Annotated in this window: 21 protein-coding genes; 10 read left to right on the top strand and 11 right to left on the bottom strand. The window is 63.3% G+C overall.

Features of this window, described 5'->3' with window-relative positions; genetic code table 11:
* From ACZYHG_RS08280 to hemC, 3 genes are all read right to left on the bottom strand, one after another.
* Positions 1 to 1488, bottom strand: a complete 1488-nt coding sequence (locus ACZYHG_RS08280; RefSeq protein WP_464613366.1) for a COG4223 family protein — start codon at positions 1486 to 1488, stop codon at positions 1 to 3.
* A 109-nt stretch (positions 1489 to 1597) separates the two neighbouring features.
* Entirely contained in the window at positions 1598 to 2314 is a 717-nt protein-coding gene (locus ACZYHG_RS08275; RefSeq protein ID WP_464613365.1) for a uroporphyrinogen-III synthase, read from the bottom strand.
* 2 nt (positions 2315 to 2316) lie between these two features.
* Positions 2317 to 3243 carry a hydroxymethylbilane synthase gene (gene hemC / locus ACZYHG_RS08270; protein WP_464613364.1) on the bottom strand — a complete coding sequence of 309 codons (927 nt, stop codon included), beginning with the start codon at positions 3241 to 3243 and terminating at the stop codon, positions 2317 to 2319.
* Positions 3244 to 3397: 154 nt separating this feature from the next.
* Here hemC and tsaD point away from each other — a divergent pair, with 154 nt between their 5' ends.
* The 7 genes from tsaD to ACZYHG_RS08235 all read left to right on the top strand — a co-directional run bounded on the left by tsaD (position 3398) and on the right by ACZYHG_RS08235 (position 8199).
* Positions 3398 to 4486: a tRNA (adenosine(37)-N6)-threonylcarbamoyltransferase complex transferase subunit TsaD gene (tsaD, locus tag ACZYHG_RS08265; RefSeq protein WP_464613363.1), complete on the top strand. Its 1089-nt coding sequence runs from the start codon at positions 3398 to 3400 to the stop codon at positions 4484 to 4486.
* Complete coding sequence (locus tag ACZYHG_RS08260) at positions 4483 to 5499, top strand: NAD(P)H-dependent glycerol-3-phosphate dehydrogenase (RefSeq protein ID WP_464613362.1); 1017 nt, start codon at positions 4483 to 4485, stop codon at positions 5497 to 5499. The genes tsaD and ACZYHG_RS08260 overlap by 4 nt, the downstream gene beginning before the upstream one ends.
* A 36-nt stretch (positions 5500 to 5535) precedes the next feature.
* Entirely contained in the window at positions 5536 to 5832 is a 297-nt protein-coding gene (locus tag ACZYHG_RS08255) for a YciI-like protein (RefSeq protein ID WP_464613361.1), read from the top strand.
* A 43-nt stretch (positions 5833 to 5875) separates the two neighbouring features.
* Positions 5876 to 6301: an EVE domain-containing protein gene (locus tag ACZYHG_RS08250; RefSeq protein WP_464613360.1), complete on the top strand. Its 426-nt coding sequence runs from the start codon at positions 5876 to 5878 to the stop codon at positions 6299 to 6301.
* Positions 6256 to 6954 (top strand): class I SAM-dependent methyltransferase, encoded by a 699-nt coding sequence (locus tag ACZYHG_RS08245; protein ID WP_464613359.1) that lies wholly within the window; start codon positions 6256 to 6258, stop codon positions 6952 to 6954. The genes ACZYHG_RS08250 and ACZYHG_RS08245 overlap by 46 nt, the downstream gene beginning before the upstream one ends.
* A gap of 70 nt (positions 6955 to 7024) precedes the next feature.
* The gene (locus ACZYHG_RS08240; RefSeq protein ID WP_464613358.1) at positions 7025 to 7441 is read left to right on the top strand and encodes a DUF1761 domain-containing protein; all 417 of its coding nucleotides are present in this window, start codon (positions 7025 to 7027) and stop codon (positions 7439 to 7441) included.
* 14 nt (positions 7442 to 7455) lie between these two features.
* Positions 7456 to 8199 (top strand): glycosyltransferase family 25 protein, encoded by a 744-nt coding sequence (locus ACZYHG_RS08235; protein WP_464613357.1) that lies wholly within the window; start codon positions 7456 to 7458, stop codon positions 8197 to 8199.
* A 27-nt stretch (positions 8200 to 8226) separates the two neighbouring features.
* On the opposite strand, the gene gcvA is transcribed toward ACZYHG_RS08235, so the two are convergent.
* Positions 8227 to 9159, bottom strand: a complete 933-nt coding sequence (gene gcvA, locus ACZYHG_RS08230; protein ID WP_027059441.1) for a transcriptional regulator GcvA — start codon at positions 9157 to 9159, stop codon at positions 8227 to 8229.
* Positions 9160 to 9324: 165 nt separating this feature from the next.
* On the opposite strand from gcvA, the gene ACZYHG_RS08225 reads away from it, so the two are divergent.
* On the top strand, positions 9325 to 9576 hold the full coding sequence (locus ACZYHG_RS08225; RefSeq protein WP_464613356.1) for a hypothetical protein: 252 nt from the start codon (positions 9325 to 9327) through the stop codon (positions 9574 to 9576).
* Between the two features lie 104 nt (positions 9577 to 9680).
* Here ACZYHG_RS08225 and ACZYHG_RS08220 read toward each other — a convergent pair whose 3' ends face one another.
* Positions 9681 to 10217 carry a L,D-transpeptidase family protein gene (locus ACZYHG_RS08220; RefSeq protein WP_464614644.1) on the bottom strand — a complete coding sequence of 179 codons (537 nt, stop codon included), beginning with the start codon at positions 10215 to 10217 and terminating at the stop codon, positions 9681 to 9683.
* Positions 10218 to 10361: 144 nt separating this feature from the next.
* On the opposite strand from ACZYHG_RS08220, the gene ACZYHG_RS08215 reads away from it, so the two are divergent.
* A complete protein-coding gene (locus tag ACZYHG_RS08215; protein ID WP_010912284.1) occupies positions 10362 to 11045 on the top strand; it encodes a response regulator transcription factor in 684 nt (227 codons plus the stop codon).
* A 184-nt stretch (positions 11046 to 11229) separates the two neighbouring features.
* On the top strand, positions 11230 to 11685 hold the full coding sequence (locus tag ACZYHG_RS08210) for a Crp/Fnr family transcriptional regulator (RefSeq protein ID WP_464613355.1): 456 nt from the start codon (positions 11230 to 11232) through the stop codon (positions 11683 to 11685).
* A gap of 192 nt (positions 11686 to 11877) precedes the next feature.
* On the opposite strand, the gene ACZYHG_RS08205 is transcribed toward ACZYHG_RS08210, so the two are convergent.
* The 6 genes from ACZYHG_RS08205 to ACZYHG_RS08180 all read right to left on the bottom strand — a co-directional run bounded on the left by ACZYHG_RS08205 (position 11878) and on the right by ACZYHG_RS08180 (position 18995).
* On the bottom strand, positions 11878 to 12684 hold the full coding sequence (locus ACZYHG_RS08205) for an exodeoxyribonuclease III (protein ID WP_464613354.1): 807 nt from the start codon (positions 12682 to 12684) through the stop codon (positions 11878 to 11880).
* A gap of 303 nt (positions 12685 to 12987) precedes the next feature.
* Entirely contained in the window at positions 12988 to 13668 is a 681-nt protein-coding gene (locus ACZYHG_RS08200; protein ID WP_464613353.1) for an outer membrane lipoprotein carrier protein LolA, read from the bottom strand.
* A 120-nt stretch (positions 13669 to 13788) separates the two neighbouring features.
* On the bottom strand, positions 13789 to 16452 hold the full coding sequence (locus ACZYHG_RS08195; RefSeq protein ID WP_464613352.1) for a DNA translocase FtsK: 2664 nt from the start codon (positions 16450 to 16452) through the stop codon (positions 13789 to 13791).
* 210 nt (positions 16453 to 16662) lie between these two features.
* Complete coding sequence (locus ACZYHG_RS08190; RefSeq protein WP_464613351.1) at positions 16663 to 16941, bottom strand: hypothetical protein; 279 nt, start codon at positions 16939 to 16941, stop codon at positions 16663 to 16665.
* A 322-nt stretch (positions 16942 to 17263) separates the two neighbouring features.
* Positions 17264 to 18607: an ammonium transporter gene (locus ACZYHG_RS08185; protein ID WP_464614643.1), complete on the bottom strand. Its 1344-nt coding sequence runs from the start codon at positions 18605 to 18607 to the stop codon at positions 17264 to 17266.
* Positions 18608 to 18656: 49 nt separating this feature from the next.
* Entirely contained in the window at positions 18657 to 18995 is a 339-nt protein-coding gene (locus tag ACZYHG_RS08180) for a P-II family nitrogen regulator (RefSeq protein WP_464613350.1), read from the bottom strand.
* Positions 18996 to 19212 lie beyond the last annotated feature (217 nt).

Raw genomic sequence — 19212 nt, 5'->3', positions numbered from 1 at the left:
TCATGCCTTCATCGCGCTGGAGATCAGCGCGTCGACTTGGGTTTCGACTTCGATGCGCGCCCTCAGTTTGCCGGCAAAATCAGCCCCTGCGGCCTTCACAGCCTCGGGCAGCGAATTATACTCGCTGAGCGCCTTGGCATAGTCGCCCTGAGTGACCGCCACTTCCATGCGTGCCACGGTTTCCGGGGCACCAGCGCCTTCGACGGCGCCGATCGGCCGGACCTTGACCAGCGATTCGGCACTCGACATCAGATTCTGCAGGAAGCCGGCATTCTGATCGACCGGCGTAGCGGCCGCGACCATGGCATTTGCGGCGGCATCCATCTGCGCGGCGATCTCGGTACGGGTGGGCACACCCTTTTCGGCGTAGGGGCGCAAGGTCGCAAGCTGCGGCGCGTTGGGTGAAATCGCGGCCAGCGTATCGAGTTCGGCCGAGAATGGCGCGCCGCGTTCGAGCGCCGACTTCAAGGCCGAAGCGGCGATGGCGAGCGCGATCTTCGGCTGTCCCGCCGCCGCCTCGACCTTGCCGGAGAGCTGCGACACCGACTGTTCGAGCGCGGTGAGCCGGCCATCTTGGGCCTTCGCCGCCTCACCGGTCGATTTCACCAGTGCATCGAGACCCCCCAGCTTTTCGTTGAGCGGGCCGAGATCAACCGGGGTTGCACTACCGCTCTTGCCAAGGGCGGCGACCGCGGTTTCGATCTGCTTGACCTTGTCACCCAGCGCGGCAAGCCCGGCATTGTCGCCCGCGCCGCCGGATTCGACCGCCGATTTCAGCGCCGCGACATCGGCCTTTACCTGCTCCAGGCCCGAGGAAAGCCCGACTAGCTTGGCCGTTGCATCGCTGCTGCCGCCGGTTTCCTTCAGCCCGGCGATTTTGCTCTTCAGCGAAGCGATCTCGCCGTTGACGCCGTCGAGCGAGACACCAGTGCCGGAACCCGGTGCGCCGAGCAGGCCGGCAAACTGCAGGCCGCCGGCGCCGACCAGCGCGATGACACCGCCGATGATGCCGGCGGCGATCCCGTTGACGCCGCCACGCTTTGCCGAAGGAGGTGTCGGCGCCATCTTGTCCTCCCGTGTCTCGGTTCTTGCCTTGCTGTCGTCGACGCGCTTGGCCGACGCATCCTCGAAATTGTAGTCGGAAGTAGCCTTGGTGCGGCTGGGCGCCGCATCCGAACCGGGATAGGGCAGCTCCGCCTCGGCGGCTTTGGCCTCAGCCTCTGCCGGCGTTTCCGCCTCGGCCGGCCCAGCCGTCGCGGCATCGGAATGCTCCCAGGGTTCAAGGTCGACCTGGTCTGCATGCACCGGCTCTTCGGGAACCTCGGCTTGGGAAGCTTCCGCCACCGCGTCCACCGGGGCTTCTTCGGTTGCCGCCGGCGACGTCACGGCATTCTCGTCGACGACGCGGGAGACAGCGCCCGGCTCGAGGTCGATGGTCACCGGCTCGCGGCGGCTTTTCGAGTGTCGCATCTTCGGCGTCTTGACCATGCCGGGGCTCCGCAAATTCGCTTCGTCTCAACGCCTGGCGGCGCATGATGGTTCAGAAAGGGTCTAGCACATCACCAAGCGGTGAAAAGGGGCGGTGTGATGACGCGGGTCAGCGGAGCGGCGGCAAAAGTGCCAGCAGCGCCTCCTCGTCGGGCTGCGCCGCGATGCGGATTGCTTTCCCGGCGCTATCGTCGAAAGCAGCGGCGATGCGTGCGGAAAGAGCGAAAACCAAAGTCTTTTCAAATACCTCTCGCAGAGCCGGCCGTTTGGCCAGGACTTGCAGCGCGGCAGCCGCCTTGGCTGAATAGAGCAGCACCGCATCGACCGGTTGGCCGGACAGACAGGCAATGATGGTCTCGTCCGAATACGGCACCGGAAGCGTGTCATACGTCTCCACGGCGCGGACCCGGACCCCAGCCGCTTCCAGCCTCTGCTCGAACAGCGGAAACCGCACGCGACCGCAGAGATAGGCGATTGTCTTGCCAGGGAACGCCGAAGCAATGCTGTCGGCCAGCGCCTCGGCGTCGCCGGAGCCTTCAATGACGGACGAGAACCCCATCTTGCGCGCTACTTCCGCGGTCCTGGTCCCCACGGCATGGCACGGCAGGGCAGCAAGTGCGGCGATGGCCGCCTTTGGGGCATGGCGCACGGCATTGGCGCTGGTGACAGCGACGGCGACGGCGTCATCTGGAATCAGCCCGGCATCGACAGACAACGCCACAGTTTCGGTCAGCGGCAGAACGACCGGCTGGAATCCCATCTCCTGAAGCCGCCGCGCCGTGCGCGATGCACCTGGTTCCGGTCTGGTCACCAGGACGCGAGGCATGTTCAGAGCCAGCCGTCGAAGAATTTTTCACCGGCCCTGGCCCGCACCGTCCGCGCGGCCTCATCGCCGATGCGCGCGGCATCCTGCGCCGCCCCCTGCAGTTCGATCGTGTGCGACTGCGTGCCGTCGGGCGAGATGATCAGGCCGGCGAAGGAGAGCTTTCCCGCCTCGATCGTCGCATAGCCGGCGATCGGCGTGCGGCAGGAACCGTCGAGCGCCGCCAGGAAGGCCCTTTCGCAGGCCAAGGCTTGCCCGGTCGGCACATCGTGGATTTCCACCAGCATCTTTTCGACAGCGCGATCGCCGATACGGGTCTCTATGCCGATCGCACCCTGGCCGGGCGCGGGCGGAAAGATGTCCAGCGGTATCAGGTCGGTAACGACATGCTCCAGGCCCAGCCGCTTCAGCCCGGCATAGGCGAGGATCGTGCCAGCGGCGACCCCTTCGTCGAGCTTGCGCAGCCGCGTCTGCACATTGCCACGGAACATCACCACGTCGAGATCCGGCCGCATGCGGCGGATCAGCGCCTGCCGCCTGAGCGACGACGAGCCGACCTTGGCCCCGCGCGGCAGTTCGGCGATGGTCTTCGCCGCCTTGCCGACAAAGGCGTCACGCGCATCCTCACGCGGCAGGAAAGCGCTGAGTTCAAGACCGTCGGGCAATCGCGTCGGCATGTCCTTTGAGGAATGCACGGCGATGTCGATCGCGCCGGCGAGCAGCGCTTCCTCGATTTCCTTGGTGAACAGGCCCTTGCCGCCGGCTTCCGACAGCGGCCGGTCCTGGATGCGGTCGCCGCTGGTCGAGATGACGACGACCTCGAAGGCTTCCGCCGGCAGGCCATGCGCGGCCATCAGCCGCGCCTGCGTTTCATGCGCCTGTGCCAGCGCCAGCGGGCTGCCGCGTGTTCCGATTTTCAAGGTTGTTTGCATGACGCGCGGTCCGTGATAACCCCCCGGCCGTAGCATTTTGCAGCCAAGTGGAGCCACTTGGCGTCGCAGAAATGCGACTAAGATAAGCCAGACCTTTCGGGCTTTCTCCTAAAGGGGAAAGCTTCACGATACAATCTTCGGGAATAGCGACGAATTGATCCGCGTTCTGGGCATTGAGACGAGTTGTGACGAAACCGCCGCCAGCGTCGTGGCGCTGGAGGGCGACGCCGCGCCGAAAATCCTGTCCAACGTCGTGCTTTCCCAGATCGAGGAGCATGCCGCCTTCGGTGGTGTCGTGCCGGAGATCGCCGCGCGCGCGCATGTCGAGGCGTTGGACGGTATCATCGAGGCCGCACTTGCCGATTCGGGCACAGACCTTGACGATATCGATGCGATCGCCGCCACCGCCGGCCCCGGCCTGGTCGGCGGCCTGATCGTCGGGCTGATGACGGCCAAGGCGATCGCCGCGGCATCGAACAAGCCGCTTATCGCCATCAACCACCTCGAAGGCCATGCCTTGACGGCGCGGCTGACCGACGGGCTCGAGTTCCCCTATCTGCTGCTGCTGGTCTCCGGCGGCCACACGCAGATCCTGGCGGTGCGCGGCGTCGGTGACTATCAGCGTTGGGCGACCACCATCGACGACGCGCTCGGCGAAGCCTTCGACAAGACCGCCAAGATGCTCGGCCTGCCCTATCCCGGCGGACCGAATGTCGAGAAGGCGGCACAGACGGGCAATGCCTCACGCTTTGCCTTTCCCCGCCCCATGAAGGGCTCGGCGCAGCCTGACTTCTCCTTCTCCGGTTTGAAGACCGCCGTGCGTCAGGCGGCGACGGCGATCGCGCCCTTGAGCGACCAGGACGTCGCCGACATCTGCGCATCGTTCCAGGCGACGGTCGCCGATGCGCTGGCCGACCGCGTTTCCCGCGCCCTGGCACGATTCAGCCAAACATTTCCTGGCACGAAGAAGCCCGCGCTGGTGGTTGCCGGCGGCGTCGCCGCCAACCGCACCATCAAGGCAACGCTGGAACGGCTCTGCACTGACGCCGGTTTCACCTTCGTCGCGCCGCCATTGAAGCTTTGCACCGACAATGCGGCGATGATCGCCTGGGCCGGCATCGAACGCCTGCGTGAAGGCCTGGCGCAGGAGAACGGCTTCGATTTCGTGCCGCGCTCGCGCTGGCCGCTGGACAGCATCTCGGCACCAATGGTCGGCTCCGGCCGGCGTGGAGCCAAGGCATGACGGCTGAAGCCACGAACCGTCCAATCAAGAGCAGCTGGCGCGTCACCGTGCTTGGCGGCGGCGCCTGGGGTACGGCGCTGGCGCTGGCCATGCTGCGCGCCGGCCACTCGGTGCGGCTGTTCGCGCGCGACCCGGAAACCGTTGCCGCGATCGGCCAAGGCCAGAATCCGCGCTACCTGCCCGGCATTGCGATTGCGCCCGGCATCGAGGCGACATCGGACATCAAGGCGGCACTCACAGGCGCCGATTGCGTGCTCGCGGTGACGCCGGCGCAATCGCTGCGAGCGACGCTGGCGGCCGCGAAGGACCATATGCCTTCAGGCATCCCGCTTGTCCTTTGCGCCAAGGGCATCGAGCGCGACACCGGCGCCTTGCTGTCGGCAATCGCGGGGGAAATCCTGCCGGGAAATCCGGTCGCCGCACTGTCAGGCCCGAGCTTCGCCACGGACGTTGCCCGCGGCTTGCCGACGGCGGTAGTGGTCGCCGCCGGCGACGAGGCCCTGGCGGCCGATCTTGCCGCCCGCTTTTCGGCCGAAAACCTGCGCTGCTATTCCAGCGACGACCTGATCGGCGTCGAGATCGGCGGCGCCTTGAAGAATGTCTTTGCCATCGCCGCGGGCGCCGTCACTGGCGCCGGGCTCGGCGCAAGCGCCCAGGCCGCCATGGTCACGCGCGGCTTCGTCGAACTGCGCCGCATCGGCGCTGCCTTCGGCGCCAGGCCCGAAACACTGATGGGGCTTTCCGGTCTCGGCGATCTGCTGCTGACCTGTTCGTCGGCGCAATCACGCAACTTTGCTTATGGGCTGGCACTCGGTCAGGGTAGACCGCTCGCCGGCCTGCCGCTGGCAGAGGGTGTGCCGACGGCGGCCATCGCCGCTCGCATCGCCGCCGAGCGCGGCATCGACGCGCCGATCATCGCCGCTGTCGCGGCCATACTGGACGGCACCATCACCATCCGCCAGGCCGTGACCGCCTTGATGACCCGGCCGCTGAAAACCGAAACCGACGATTGATCCCCCAACCCAAATCCCAAGACCAGGAGAAAGACCATGCTGTTTGCTTTTGTTTGCAAGGATAAGCCCGGAAGCCTGCAGGTACGCATTGATACGCGGCCGGTGCATGTTGCTTTTCTCGAAGGGCTGAATGCGGAAAAGAAACTGGCCTTTGCCGGTCCATTCCTCGATGCTGACGGCAAGCCCAATGGCAGCCTGGTGGTCGTCGAGGCGCCCGATCTGGCCGCAGCACAGGCCTTGTCGGCGGCCGACCCTTATGCCAAGGCCGGCCTGTTCGAAAGCGTCGAGATCCGCCAGTGGAACTGGACGTTCAACAAGCCGGCCGCTAGTTAATTCCAGCCGCAGGCAAAGGTGCGTCGCAAGGAGGAGCACAGGCATGAACTACTGGTTGTTCAAATCGGAGCCGTTCAAGTTCTCCTTCGAGATGTTGAAGGCCAAGGGCAAGGCCGGCACGCAGTGGGACGGCGTGCGCAACTACGCCGCCCGCAACAACATGAAGGCCATGCAGATCGGCGATCTCGGCTTCTTTTACCATTCCAACGAAGGGCTGAACGTGGTCGGCATCGCCGAGGTCTGCGCTTTGGCGCACCCCGACACGACTTCGGACGATCCGCGCTGGGAATGCGTCGATATCCGCGCCGTCAAGGACATGCCGAACCCGCCGACGCTGGAACAGGTCAAGGCCAATCCCAAGCTTGCCGAAATGGCACTGGTGCGGCTTGGCCGGCTTTCCGTGCAGCCGGTCACCCCGGCCGAATGGAAGGAAGTCTGCCGCATGGGCGGCCTGATACCTGCTCCGTGACGGCCCTGACGCCAAACAGCGCGCAAAAATTCATTCTCGACAACACGGCGCTGATCGCGCCGCCGCATGTACCTGAGATTGTTCTGCGCCTCGCCGATGAAGCGCACGATCTTTGGCAACGGACCGAGGACGAACTGGTCGAGATCGGCCTGCCACCACCCTTCTGGGCGTTTGCCTGGGCCGGCGGCCAGGGCCTCGCCCGCTATGTCCTCGACAATCCCGACAAGGTGCGGGGCAAGCGCGTGCTCGACTTCGCCTCCGGTTCCGGCCTCGTCGCCATCGCCGCCGCCAAGGCGGGCGCTGTTGAGGTCACCGCCACCGACATCGACCCGTTCTGCGCCACCGCGATCCGGCTCAACGGCGAGGCCAATGATGTCCAGGTCAAATTCCTCGGCACCGACTGCATCGGCGCCGATGCGGGCTGGGACGTGATCCTGGCCGGTGACGTTTTCTACGACAAATCCTTCGCCGATCTGTTGATGCCGTGGTTCGCGACGCTCAAGACGCGCGGCGCCGAAATCTTCGTCGGCGATCCCGGCCGGTCATACATGCCTAAGGCCGGGCTGGAACCGCTTGCCGTCTATGAAGTCGCCGTCACCCGGGCATTGGAGGACGCGCTGGTCAAGCGCACCACCGTCTGGCGCTTTGCTTGACGCCATCGCCGAAGCGCTTGATACAAAGAAAACAGGCATACGCACGGCCTGCGTCTGGAGGGGGAAGCTCATGGATTTTTCAGCAGTGAACTGGCTGGCGGTAATCGCCGCCGCGATCGTTGCCTGGCTGTTCGGCGCCGCCTGGTACATGGCGTTGAGCAAGCCTTGGCTGAAGGCCGCCAGGCTCGATGCCACGACCATGAAGAAATCGCCGCTGCCTTTCATCATCAGCTTCATCGCCGAACTGATCATGGCCACCATCATGGCCCTGGTCGTCGGCGCCATGACCGGTGGCGAGCCGACATGGCTCGCAGGCTTGATTTTTGGCTTCGTGCTTTGGCTGGGTTTCGTCGCCACGACGCTCTCGGTCAACCATCGCTATGAGAATTTCGGCTGGGACCTCACCCTCATCGACGGCGGCCACTGGTTGGGTGTCTTGCTGATCATCGGCGCGGTGATCGGCTGGTTCGGCGCAGCGGCAAGCTAAACGGTGCGTTGACGATGGCAGAAAAATCCGGATTTCCACGCGACCTGGTGTTCACCCGGATCTGTCACGTCAAGCAAGGTTACGACGACCGGCGCCGCCACATTGTCCGCGAGTTCGAGCGGCGCGGCGTGCCGGTCTATTTTTACACGGACTGGGATCGGCCGGATATCACCCCGGAGATCCGCAACGAGCTCGTCGCCCCTGCCTTTACCCACCCACCGGCCGTTTCGCTGGCGCTGAAGCATGTCGGCATCTGGCGCGATTTCCTCGAGACCGACCTGCCCTATTGCCTGGTGTTCGAGGACGACGTCTTCCTCGCCCGCGACTTCGTCGCCAAGTTCCGGCAGGCGCTGGCCGAACTCGGCAGCCCCGCACGCAAGGCCGTCATCTATCTCGGCAATGGCAGCAACTACTACACGCCGAGCTGGAAATTGCGCAGGGGTCAAAGGCTCTACCCGGCACTGCACGCCAGATGCACCGATTCCTACCTCATCACCCGACCCGTCGCCGAAGCCCGCTGCGCCTGGATCGATCAGAACAAGATATACACCTCGATCGACCACCAGGTCGAACAGATGGATGAGAAGCTCGGCATTGAAATGCTGTGGTTCGAACGGCCGATTGTCGAGCAGGGAAGCGAAAACGGAGCGTTTGAGACCTCCATCTCGGCGAAAAGATACCCGCGTTTGTACAAGAGCCTGAAATGGAAGTGGAAGAAGTACACAAGGATGGTCTTCGGTCACAACGCTCGGTCGTGAACCAAGGGCCGAGCGCGGCGGAACCGACTATGCCTTGTCCGTGCTGGGCGTCTTTGCCGCTTCCTCAAGAAGCCATTCGCGAAACGCGACGATGCGCGCATCGTCCTTCACGGTTTGCGGATAGACCAGGAAATAGGCGAACTCCGGCGCGACCTTGATGCCGAGCTGGAAGGGGCGGACAAGACGCCCTTGCGACAGGTCGTTGGCCACCATGGCGAAGTCGGCCAGCGCCACCGCATTGCCGTCGAGTGCCGCCTGCGTGGCATCGGTCGAGGAGCCGAAGACGAGGGTGCGGCTGTCGTCGAAATCGTCGACGCCGGCCGCCTGCATCCACATGCTCCAGTTCGGCCAGGTGACGCCTTGCCGCGACCATTCGATATGCGCGAGCGTGTGCTGGAACAGATCGCGCGGCTCATTGAGCGGCGGGCCTGAAGCAAGCAGCGCCGGGCTGCACACCGGGATGATGATGTTTTCGAACAGCCGGTGCGCGCAAAGCCCAGGATATTTGCCGGTGCCGAAGCGGATGCCGATATCGACGTCGTCCCGCTCGAAGTCCCTGACGTCGTAGGTGATGTCGAAGCGCAACTCGATGCCCGGCCTTTGGCGGCGGAAATCATCGACACGCCGCATCAGCCATTTTGTCGCGAACTGCGCGTCGAGCGTCACCTTCAGCAACGCCGTGCCGCGCGTCATCTTGCGGGCCCGGGACACCGCCCGGTTGAGCAGGTCGAGCGCGTCGATCGACGCCTCGAACAGCACGTTTCCCGCTTCCGTCAGCCGCATGGTGCGGCTGGTGCGCGTGAACAGCACCAGGTCGAGTTGGTCCTCGATTTCCTTAACTTGGTGGCTGACCGCGGCCGGCGTCAGCCCAAGCTCGTCGGCGGCGCGGGTGAAATTGAGGTGCCGTGCCGCCGCCTCGAAGGTCCTCAGCGCGCGCGTCCCGGGCAGCAGGCGGGCCATCAGCGCTTGACCTCGAAAGAGCGGAGCATGGCGTCTCGATCCTCAAATTAAACTTGATGATTGAGCAAAAACTACTCGTTTCCTCCCAAGATTTCAATCAGGCATGATGTGAGCATCGAAGTACCATTAAACCGGATTTGAAGTCCGGAGAGAACGGATCAGACCATGTCTCACATCGCTCTACACCCCGCATACACCGCCCGCCAGGCCTGGCTGTCGGCAGTCCGTGACTGGCTGCGTCAGGCCAGGGTCGCGGTCAATCTTCCGCACCAGAACGTCGAGGATCTGTCGGATCGCCAACTGCGCGATATCGGCGCCGGCCGCAAGGACATCGCCCGGGCCATGGACCGCGAGGTCGGCCGCCTGGGCCTGCTCGACATCGGCTGGCAGCAGCCAAGACGGAAGTTAGGGGAATAAGGCAGTAGCGGAAAAGCAAGGCAGCACCGGAAGACACACCTACTGCCCTACTGCCCTACTGCCCTACTGCCCTACTGCCCTACTGCCCTACTGCCCTACTTGCCCTACCTCACCACCCTCACCACCGTCCGATCCGACAGCAATGGCAGCAGCCGCGCCATGGTCCGCGCGGTCACCGCGACGCAGCCTTGCGTCGGCGTGAAACCGGGGCGCGCCAGGTGGAAGAAGATGGCGCTGCCACGCCCACGGCGGCGCGGCGAAATGTTCCAGTCGAGCACCAGGCATGCATCATAGAGCCGGTCGTCGCGCCGCATGCGTTCGTGGCTGGCGCCATAGGGGATCTTGACCGGCCGGTTGTAGTTGCGGTCGTCCGGCACCTCGCACCAGCCGAGATCGGGTCCGATCGGCGTCATCGCCAGCCGCGTCCGGCGGCCACCGGCAAACTGATCTCCCCGGAAATAACCCGACAGGATCCGCATCGAGCCGAGCGGCGTGGCGCCATCGCCCTCGCGCTTGTCGGCGGAGATGCCACCCCGCCCCAGCGCGCAGGCAAACACTGTTTTCCCGGCCTGCAGCAGGCCCTGGGTTGGATGGCCGGGCCTTGCCCGCACGGTCAGCAAACGCAGCCCTTTTACCAAAATTGCGCCGGCTGCATTGCGATCGCGTTTTTTCTTGTATGATCGTGCCACTGAACAAATCACTGTGATCGGCTATTGTGTACGCCAGCTTCCGCATAAATACGCAGCGGTCAAATGAATTTCATTTTCAAAACAACGGATTGATCCATGACTTCACGCACCATTCTGATCGTCGACGACGATGACGACCTGCGCGGCACACTGGTCGAGCAACTTGCCCTCTACGAGGAATTCGACGTGCTGCAGGAAGCGACCGCGGCAAAAGGCGTCACCGCGGCGCGCGGCGGCCTCATCGACCTGCTCATCATGGATGTCGGCCTGCCCGACATGGATGGCCGCGAGGCGGTGAAGATCCTGCGCAAGGGCGGCTACAAGGCGCCCATCATCATGCTGACCGGCCACGACACCGATTCGGACACGATTCTGGGTCTCGAGGCCGGCGCCAACGACTATGTGACGAAACCGTTCCGCTTCGCGGTGCTGCTTGCACGCATCCGTGCGCAGCTGCGCCAGCACGAGCAGAGCGAGGATGCCACCTTCTCGGTCGGTCCGTACACCTTCAAGCCCAGCCAGAAGCTGCTCATCGACCCGCGTGGCGGCAAGGTGCGGCTGACGGAGAAGGAAGCCTCGATCATCAAATATCTCTACCGCGCCGACCAGAAAGTGGTGACCCGCGACGTGCTGCTCGAGGAGGTCTGGGGCTACAATTCAGGCGTCACCACGCACACGCTGGAAACCCATGTCTACCGGCTGCGCCAGAAGATCGAGCGCGATCCTTCCAATGCGGAAATTCTTGTGACAGAAAGCGGCGGCTACAAGCTGGTTCCTTAAACATTTCATTATCCAATGAGCAATTCTAGGAAAAGTGTGGGCGGTTTTCCGTCCGGAATTGCGAAAAACTAGAGGGATAGAGCGGTCTGGGCGGGACCGCTTTCGGGTGTGGTCCTGTGGAGAGGGATTCGGGATCTACTCGTGAAGGAGGGATTGGACTGACCGTTCGGGGACGCAGCTAGAGATGGCGCTGGATGACGATATCCGCATCCTGTCCGCCGTGAGGCTCTTCCAGGGTTTCACGCAGGAACAACTGCGCCTGCTCGCCTTCGGTGCCGAGACCACCTTCCTGCAAACCGACCGCAAGCTCTACCGCGAGGACGACGAGGCCGATTCGGCCTATGTCGTGGTCAGTGGCAAGATCGCGCTCTATCGCGAGCAGGACGGTGAGCGCATCCCGATCGGCACCGCCGGACCCGGCACCATGCTGAGCGAACTGGCGCTGATTGCCGACACGAAGCGGCTGACGAGCGCCTCCGCCGCCACCGATGCGGAAGTGATCCGGCTGAGCCGCAAGATGTTTCGCCGAATCCTGGAGGAATATCCTGAGTTGGCGATGAAGCTGCACCAGCGCATTTCCGAGGAATTCCAGGCCATGATCCGCCGCATCGAGGAACTGGCGCCACGGTTTTCGGGGTGAGGTCAGGCCCATCTCACCAGAGACGCTGGGTATGTCGAGATTCGGGTCAGGCCGAGTCGAAAATGGCTGATACCGAGAACCGGAGCGGAGCGTACTTTGGGTACGTGAGATCAGTTCTACTGCGACGCAGTAGAACGGGGAAGCGGAGGTATCGGCCATTTGCAGGCCGGCCTCACCTGAATATCGGCATACCTAATCCAGGTCGAAGCGCGCGATGACCGGCACATGGTCCGACGGCCGTTCCCAGCCGCGCGCCGCCCTCAGGATCTCGTAGCCGGCGAAATCGGGCACCAGGTTGGGCGATGACCAGACATGGTCGAGCCGCCGGCCGCGATTGGAGGCTTCCCAATCCTGCGCGCGATAACTCCACCAGGTGTAGAGCTTCTGCTCCAGGGGCACGTTAAGCCGCATCAGGTCGACCCAGTCGCCGCCGAGCCGCATCGCCTCGAAGTTTTCGGTCTCGACCGGCGTGTGGCTGACCACGTTGAGCAATTGCTTGTGCGACCAGACATCATGTTCGAGCGGCGCGATGTTGAGATCGCCGACCAGCACCGAGGCCGACACTTCGCTGTGGTCGGCGCGGATGGCGTTCATCTCGGCAACGAAATCGAGCTTGTGCCTGAACTTCTTGTTGATCTCGGGATTCGGCTCGTCACCGCCCGCCGGAACGTAGAAATTGTGGACGAGGATCGTCTTGCCGCCGGCCTGCACCGTCACCGACAGATGCCGGCTGTCCTCGATCTCGCAGAAGCGGCGCTTTTCGACCAGCTCGATCGGCCGCCGCGCAACCGTCGCCACGCCGTGATAGCCCTTCTGGCCATGAAAGGCGAAGTGCTGGTAGCCGAGCCTGCGGAACGCCTTTTCGGGAAACAGCTCGTCAGGAACTTTCGTTTCCTGCAGGCAGAGCACATCGGGAGCGTACTCATCGAGCAGGCGCTCGACGATCGGCATGCGCAGGCGGACGGAGTTGATGTTCCAGGTGGCGATGGAGAAAGGCATGCGGCGGTCCGGGACAGCGTGCTTCCAGCCAGGATCGATGGACCCTGACGGAGAAGACGCCTTTTGAGGGAGTCAGTCCGGAAAGTGCCAGCCGGGCGCCGCAAAGACAAGCCGGGCTATGTTCGCAAACCTGTTCAGGCGCGACCTAAGGTGCGGTGAGATTCAGGTCAGGCCTAGTCGAAAATGGTGGCTTCCGAGAACCGCAGCGGAGCGTGCTTAAGGTACGTGAGCTCAGTTCTACTGCGACGCAGTAGAACGGGGAAGCGCAGGAAACCGCCATTTGCAGGCCGGCCTCACCTGAATCTAGCGCGTCTTGGTGTTCAGCTCGCGGTTGGCCGTATAGTCGATGGCAAAAGTGTCGGCGGCGAAGCTGACGCCTTCCTTGGTGTTGAAGATCATCACCGTGGTGTCCTTGCCCTGGGCGTCGGTGATCGTCCACTGGCGCAGGTCATAGGTTTTCGGGTCGAACATCATGGTGATCATGGCATTGCCGAACACCGACTTGTCGGAGAGCTTGATGGTGGTGAGGTCGTCCTCTTCCTTGACGCTCTTGACGCGGTCGCCGGAGAGGTCGATGCGGTCGTCGAGCAGCAGCTTCAGCGGCGTCTTCGACAGCGGATAGAGATCCGACGTTTTCATTTTCTTGTTGAGGATGACCACCGACTTGCCGTCGGAAATCACCTTGAAATTCGAGGCGCCATCGTAGTTGAAGCGGATCTTGCCCGGCCGCTCGAGGAAGAACTTGCCGCCGGTCTGCTCGCCCTTGGGGCCGAACTGCACGAATTCGCCACTCATCGATTTGACCGACGAAAAATGGTCGGCGATTTTCTGCGCGGCGGCAGGCACGGCCGCCTGCGCCGAGGCCAGCAATTCGAAGCCGGGCACCACATTGAGTGCCGCGGCACCCACCGCGACAAGGCCGAGGCCAAGCAGCTGGCGGCGGGTTGGGGAAAAATTGCCGAGTGCGGAAAGATCGTTTTTCATGGCGGTCACTCTCGTGATGATTCCTGTATCTGTCGTTGTTCTGAGCCCCCAGTTGGGCTGAAGTTTGGCGGATACCCGCTTCAACGCGCCGCAAGGTTCAAGGTTGCGGCCGGCTCCCCATCAGAATTTATCGTCTTCGGTCGGCACCAGGATCTCGCGTTTGCCGGCATGGTTGGCGGCGCCGACAATGCCCTCCTTCTCCATCTTCTCGATGATTGAGGCGGCCCTGTTATAGCCGATGCCGAGCCGGCGCTGGATGTAGCTGGTGGAGGCCTTGCCGTCACGCAAAACCACGGCCACCGCCTGGTCATACGGGTCGTCGGAATCGTCCAGATTGCTGTTGCCGCCACCGCCACTGGTCCCGCCCTTGCCGGACGGCTCGTCATCGTCCTCGTCGTCATCCTCGGTGATGGCATCGAGATATTCCGGCACGCCCTGCAGCTTCAGGTGCGCGACGATCTTTTCGACCTCCTCGTCGGCGACGAAGGGGCCGTGCACGCGCTGGATACGGCCGCCGCCGGCCATGTAGAGCATGTCGCCCATGCCGAGCAGCTGCTCGGCGCCCTGCTCGCCCAGGATGGTGCGGCTGTCGATCTTCGACGTCACCTGGAAGGAGATACGGGTCGGGAAGTTGGCCTTGATGGTGCCGGTGATGACGTCGACCGATGGACGTTGCGTGGCCATGATGACATGGATGCCGGCGGCACGCGCCATCTGCGCCAGGCGCTGCACCGCGCCTTCAATGTCCTTGCCAGCGACCATCATCAGGTCGGCCATTTCGTCGATGATGACGACGATGTAGGGCATCGGCTCAAGATCGAGATCCTCGGTCTCGTAAATCGCCTCGCCGGTCTGGCGGTCGAAGCCGGTCTGTACGGTGCGTGAGATTTTTTCGCCTTTTTTCTCGGCTTGCTGAACCCGGGCGTTGAAGCCGTCGATGTTGCGCACGCCGACCTTGGACATCTTGCGGTAGCGGTCCTCCATCTCGCGCACGGTCCATTTCAGCGCCACCACCGCCTTCTTGGGATCGGTGACGACGGGCGTCAGAAGATGCGGGATGCCGTCATAGACGGAAAGTTCCAGCATCTTCGGGTCGATCATGATCAGCCGGCATTCCTGTGGCGTCAGCTTGTAGAGCAGCGACAGGATCATGGTGTTGATGGCGACCGACTTGCCCGAGCCGGTGGTGCCGGCGACCAGCACATGCGGCATCTTGGCGATGTCGACGATAACGGCCTCGCCATTGATGGTCTTGCCCAGCGCCAGCGCCAGCTTGGCCTTGGTGGTTTCGAAGTCGCGGCTGGCCAGGATCTCCCTGAGATAGACGGTTTCGCGCTTGGCGTTCGGCAGTTCGATGCCGATGGCGTTGCGGCCGGGCACCACGGCGACGCGGCAGGCGATCGCGCTCATCGAGCGCGCAATGTCGTCGGACAGGCCGATGACGCGCGACGATTTGATGCCGGGCGCCGGCTCAAGCTCATAGAGCGTGACGACAGGGCCGGGACGCACGGCAATGATTTCGCCCTTGACGCCGAAATCCTCCAGCACGCCTTCGAGCAGCCGCGCGTTCTGCTCCAGTGCGTCCTTCGACAGGCTGGCATCGCGCACCACATTCTTGGGCTCCGACAGGAAATGCAGTGACGGCATCTCGAACGTTTCCGAGCCGATCAGCGAGGTCTGCGCCTCGCGCTGGACACGCGCGCCCGGAGCCGGGCGCGGTGCCGGCGCCGCGACGCGGGTCGCGGCATCGGAACGGAACTGCTGCACCTTGGCCGTCGGGGCCGTACGGCGCTGGGTGACGGGCTCGTCGTCGAGATCGATATCCTCGTCGTCGCGGTCGAAGACATCGTCATCGTCCGGATCGACGGAAACACTGCGGTCACTGACCATGGCGGCGAAGAATTCCGGTTCGACGCGGGCGCGACCGTCCGGGCTCATCCGCGATTCAGCGTACTCGGCGGATTCGACCCGTTCAGCGGCGCGCCGCCAGGCGGTGGAGCGCTGCTCCATCTCCGGTTCATACTCGTCCCGCTCCTGCCTGCGGCGCACGGCACGGCGATGCATCCATGCGCGCAACGAGAGCCACCAATGCGTGATGGCACCAAGCGCCAATATGCCCTCGTCGCCCTCATCCTCGTCATTGTCGAACAGAAGATCATCCTCGCGCGGTTCCGCCGCAGCCGGCTCTTCCATCACGGCAAAGCCGTTCTTGCGCCCGATCAGCGCCGCGCCATAGGCGAACAGCCACAGCGTCGGCGCGGCCAGCAGCACGGCGAGCACACTGGCAATCAACCCGGTCGGGTAGCCGCCGACAAGGACGCCGGGGATCTTGAGCACCATGTCGCCAAACACGCCGCCAAGGCCGGTGGGCAACGGCCAGGTCTTGGGCGGAACGATGCAGCCGGCGATGGCGGCGGCGAGCAGCGCGAAGCCGAACCAGAACAGCCCGCGCTTGGGCAGCCTGTCGACGCCGCGCGCCGAAAACAGGAGATAGCCCCAGATCACGGCCGGAACCAGCGCGGCGACCGCGGCAAGCCCGAAGAACTGCATGGCAAGGTCGGAGAACACCGCGCCGGCATAGCCCATGGCATTGGTAACGGTGTTGTTGGTGGCGTGCGAGAAGCTTGGATCCGCAACGTTCCAGGTAGCGAGGCTGGCAACCCCGAAGGCAACCGACAGGAACAGGCCGGCGCCGACCAGCCGGCCGACCTGCCGCCGCGCAAAAGCCTGGATGCCGTGCCCCGTATCGGCCAGCGCGAGCGGTGCTGAAGCCCCTGAACGCATGCTCTTCCCCGTCAGTGATTGCCTGGCCGCAGCGCATGACGCACTCCGGCAGATTCGAGGGCCAGACTAGCTGTGGGAAGGTTAAGGCTGCATTAACTATAAGGCCGCCGGTGACGATCCCTTTGGTATGGAGATCTCCAGGCCACCGTGCACCGCATGAAAACGGCGGGCCCCTGGCCCGCCATCCGTTTGTCCTGGTCAGGCGGCGTGTTACTTGTTGGCGCCGCCGAGCATCTTCACATTGGCGCAGAACTCGGCATGAGGCTTGCTCATCGCCGCGTCCTGGCACTCCTTCATCATGGCGTCCTGCTTGTCCTTCGGCATTGCCATGAAGGCCGCGTTGAACTCTTCCATCGGCTTCATGGTTTTCATGCCCGAATCGGTGAAGAACGGAGACATGTCGTTCGGATCATCGAGGGCGCCCGCCAATGCAATGCCGCTGACCATGGAAAGCGCGAGTGCTCCGAGGCAGATATTCTTGAAGTTCATGAGAAAATTCCTTCCCTGTGTTGTGCACACGAGCGCCTGAACGACGATCGCCTTCACAGTTCGGGGCGAGGACAGTCAATGTTTCCTCGAAAATCTTCTTCACAAGAACGTGATTGCGCACAGTCAGGCATAGTCAGAATGAATTGCCAAAAAAGAGGCCCGGATGCGACCCGGGCCTCAATGCGTGAACTCCTTGCGGGAGTGTCACGACGGGATTCTTTTCGACGCCAGGAAATCGTGCAGCGTTTCGGTCTGGCATCGGGAAGGCAAGCAAGGGGCCGGCGGGAGGAGGGTTCCGCCGGCCCTGTAGGCTAAGCTGGCCTTACGGCACCACTTCGCCATGCTGGGAGATGTCGAGGCCCTCGACCTCTTCCTGGGTCGTCGGACGCAGGCCGACCAGCGCCTTGACGATGTAGAGGATCACGAAGGTGGCAACCGCGGTCCACAGGATGGTGAAGGTGATGCCATAGAGCTGCTTGCCAATCGAAGCGTCTTTGCCGAGCGCATTGATCGCCGGATCGGCGAGCACGCCGGTCAGCAACGCACCGACCACACCGCCGACGCCGTGGACGCCAAAGGCGTCGAGCGAGTCGTCATAGCCGAACATATGCTTCACTTTGACCGCCGAGAGGTAGCAGACCACGCCGGCGACGATGCCGACAATGAAGGCGCCGGTCGGGTTGACGAAGCCGGAAGCCGGGGTCACCGCCACCAGGCCAGCGACAGCACCCGAGATGATGCCGAGCACGGAAGGCTTCTTGGCGACGATCCATTCGGCGAACATCCATGCCAGTGCCGCAGCGGCAGTGGCGACCTGAGTGTTGAGCATGGCAGCGCCGGCGAGGCCGTCAGCCGCCAGTTCCGAACCGGCGTTGAAGCCGAACCAGCCGACCCACAGCAGCGAAGCGCCGATGACCGAATAGACCAGGTTGTGCGGCGCCATGTTGGTGGTGCCGTAGCCTTCGCGCTTGCCGAGAACGAGCGCGCAGACGAGACCGGCCACACCGGCGTTGATATGGACGACCGTGCCGCCGGCAAAGTCGAGCACGCCAGCCGCGCCAAGGAAGCCGCCGCCCCAGACCCAATGCGCGATCGGCGCGTAGACGATGAGCAGCCACAGCGCCATGAAGATCAGCAGAGCCGAGAATTTCATGCGCTCGGCAAAGGCGCCGGCAATCAGCGCCGGAGTGATGATGGCGAAGGTCATCTGGAACATCGAGAAGACGAATTCAGGAATGTTCGCCACGCCCGGCAGCCACAGGGTCGAGACGGTGATGCCGTGATGGAAGAACCTTGAAGCGCCGCCGATGTAGTTGTTCAGGCTGGCGGAGTCATTGGTGGAAAAGGCGAGTGAATAGCCGAACATGAACCACAGCACCGTCACCAGGCAGGTGATGGCAAAGCTCTGCATGATGGTGGCGAGCACGTTCTTCTTGCGCACCATGCCGCCGTAGAACAGCGCCAGGCCGGGGATGGTCATCATCAGCACGAGTGCCGTCGAGGTCAGCATCCAGGCGGTATTGCCGGTATCGAGCACCGGAGTGGGGGCAGCAGCCGGCGTTGCCGCGGCTGCGGCGGGAGCTACGGTCTGCGCGAATGCAGAGACCGTGCCCAATGCAGCGAGAGCGAGCGAGCTCAGCGCCGCCACGCGTCCCGTCGTCTTCATGGTGGAAGGTATGTTCATTGAACTCTCCATTGGAATACGTGTTCGCCGCTTACAATGCGTCGGAGTTTGTTTCGCCGGTGCGGATGCGCACCGCCTGCTCGATACCGAAAACAAAGATCTTGCCGTCGCCGATCTGGCCGGTTTTGGCCGCCGCGGTGATGGCTTCGACGGCCTTGTCGACAACGTCTGCAGCGACCGCGACCTCGATCTTGATCTTCGGCAGGAAACTGACCGCGTATTCCGCCCCGCGATAGATTTCCGTATGCCCCTTCTGACGCCCGTAGCCTTTGACTTCGGTGACGGTCAGGCCCTGGATGCCGACGGCGGTAAGCGCTTCGCGTACCTCGTCCAGCTTGAACGGCTTGATGATTGCCATCACGATTTTCATAAGGTTTCACCCTTTGCTGTTGCGGTCCCCCGCGTTTGCACGACTTCACCGATCCCAAAGAGCCGGAGAGTGCTCATCAGGATTCAAGCTCCGTGCCAAGTGCCGAAGCAGGGTGTTAACCGGTTGTAAACAAAGGGATTGAGAGCTACGCCGGCGCAGTCCGCCCGCAGTTGCGGCAAGGCATCTGATTAAATATTAGGCAATTTTCTCAAAATGC

Source organism: Mesorhizobium subarcticum, from assembly GCF_055456085.1.
The sequence above is the reverse complement of the archived record's forward strand: the minus strand, read 5'-3'. Positions and strand labels throughout refer to the sequence as shown.

Bases quoted from the DNA above. Each gene is read 5' to 3' on its own strand.
- ACZYHG_RS08280 (WP_464613366.1), bottom strand. From the start codon at position 1,488: ATGGTCAAGACGCCGAAGATGCGACACTCGAAAAGCCGCCGCGAGCCG.
- ACZYHG_RS08275 (WP_464613365.1), bottom strand. From the start codon at position 2,314: ATGCCTCGCGTCCTGGTGACCAGACCGGAACCAGGTGCATCGCGCACG.
- hemC (WP_464613364.1), bottom strand. From the start codon at position 3,243: ATGCAAACAACCTTGAAAATCGGAACACGCGGCAGCCCGCTGGCGCTG.
- ACZYHG_RS08260 (WP_464613362.1), top strand. From the start codon at position 4,483: ATGACGGCTGAAGCCACGAACCGTCCAATCAAGAGCAGCTGGCGCGTC.
- ACZYHG_RS08255 (WP_464613361.1), top strand. From the start codon at position 5,536: ATGCTGTTTGCTTTTGTTTGCAAGGATAAGCCCGGAAGCCTGCAGGTA.
- ACZYHG_RS08250 (WP_464613360.1), top strand. From the start codon at position 5,876: ATGAACTACTGGTTGTTCAAATCGGAGCCGTTCAAGTTCTCCTTCGAG.
- ACZYHG_RS08245 (WP_464613359.1), top strand. From the start codon at position 6,256: ATGGAAGGAAGTCTGCCGCATGGGCGGCCTGATACCTGCTCCGTGACG.
- ACZYHG_RS08240 (WP_464613358.1), top strand. From the start codon at position 7,025: ATGGATTTTTCAGCAGTGAACTGGCTGGCGGTAATCGCCGCCGCGATC.
- ACZYHG_RS08235 (WP_464613357.1), top strand. From the start codon at position 7,456: ATGGCAGAAAAATCCGGATTTCCACGCGACCTGGTGTTCACCCGGATC.
- gcvA (WP_027059441.1), bottom strand. From the start codon at position 9,159: ATGGCCCGCCTGCTGCCCGGGACGCGCGCGCTGAGGACCTTCGAGGCG.
- ACZYHG_RS08225 (WP_464613356.1), top strand. From the start codon at position 9,325: ATGTCTCACATCGCTCTACACCCCGCATACACCGCCCGCCAGGCCTGG.
- ACZYHG_RS08215 (WP_010912284.1), top strand. From the start codon at position 10,362: ATGACTTCACGCACCATTCTGATCGTCGACGACGATGACGACCTGCGC.
- ACZYHG_RS08210 (WP_464613355.1), top strand. From the start codon at position 11,230: ATGGCGCTGGATGACGATATCCGCATCCTGTCCGCCGTGAGGCTCTTC.
- ACZYHG_RS08205 (WP_464613354.1), bottom strand. From the start codon at position 12,684: ATGCCTTTCTCCATCGCCACCTGGAACATCAACTCCGTCCGCCTGCGC.
- ACZYHG_RS08200 (WP_464613353.1), bottom strand. From the start codon at position 13,668: ATGAAAAACGATCTTTCCGCACTCGGCAATTTTTCCCCAACCCGCCGC.
- ACZYHG_RS08195 (WP_464613352.1), bottom strand. From the start codon at position 16,452: ATGCGTTCAGGGGCTTCAGCACCGCTCGCGCTGGCCGATACGGGGCAC.
- ACZYHG_RS08190 (WP_464613351.1), bottom strand. From the start codon at position 16,941: ATGAACTTCAAGAATATCTGCCTCGGAGCACTCGCGCTTTCCATGGTC.
- ACZYHG_RS08185 (WP_464614643.1), bottom strand. From the start codon at position 18,607: ATGAAGACGACGGGACGCGTGGCGGCGCTGAGCTCGCTCGCTCTCGCT.
- ACZYHG_RS08180 (WP_464613350.1), bottom strand. From the start codon at position 18,995: ATGAAAATCGTGATGGCAATCATCAAGCCGTTCAAGCTGGACGAGGTA.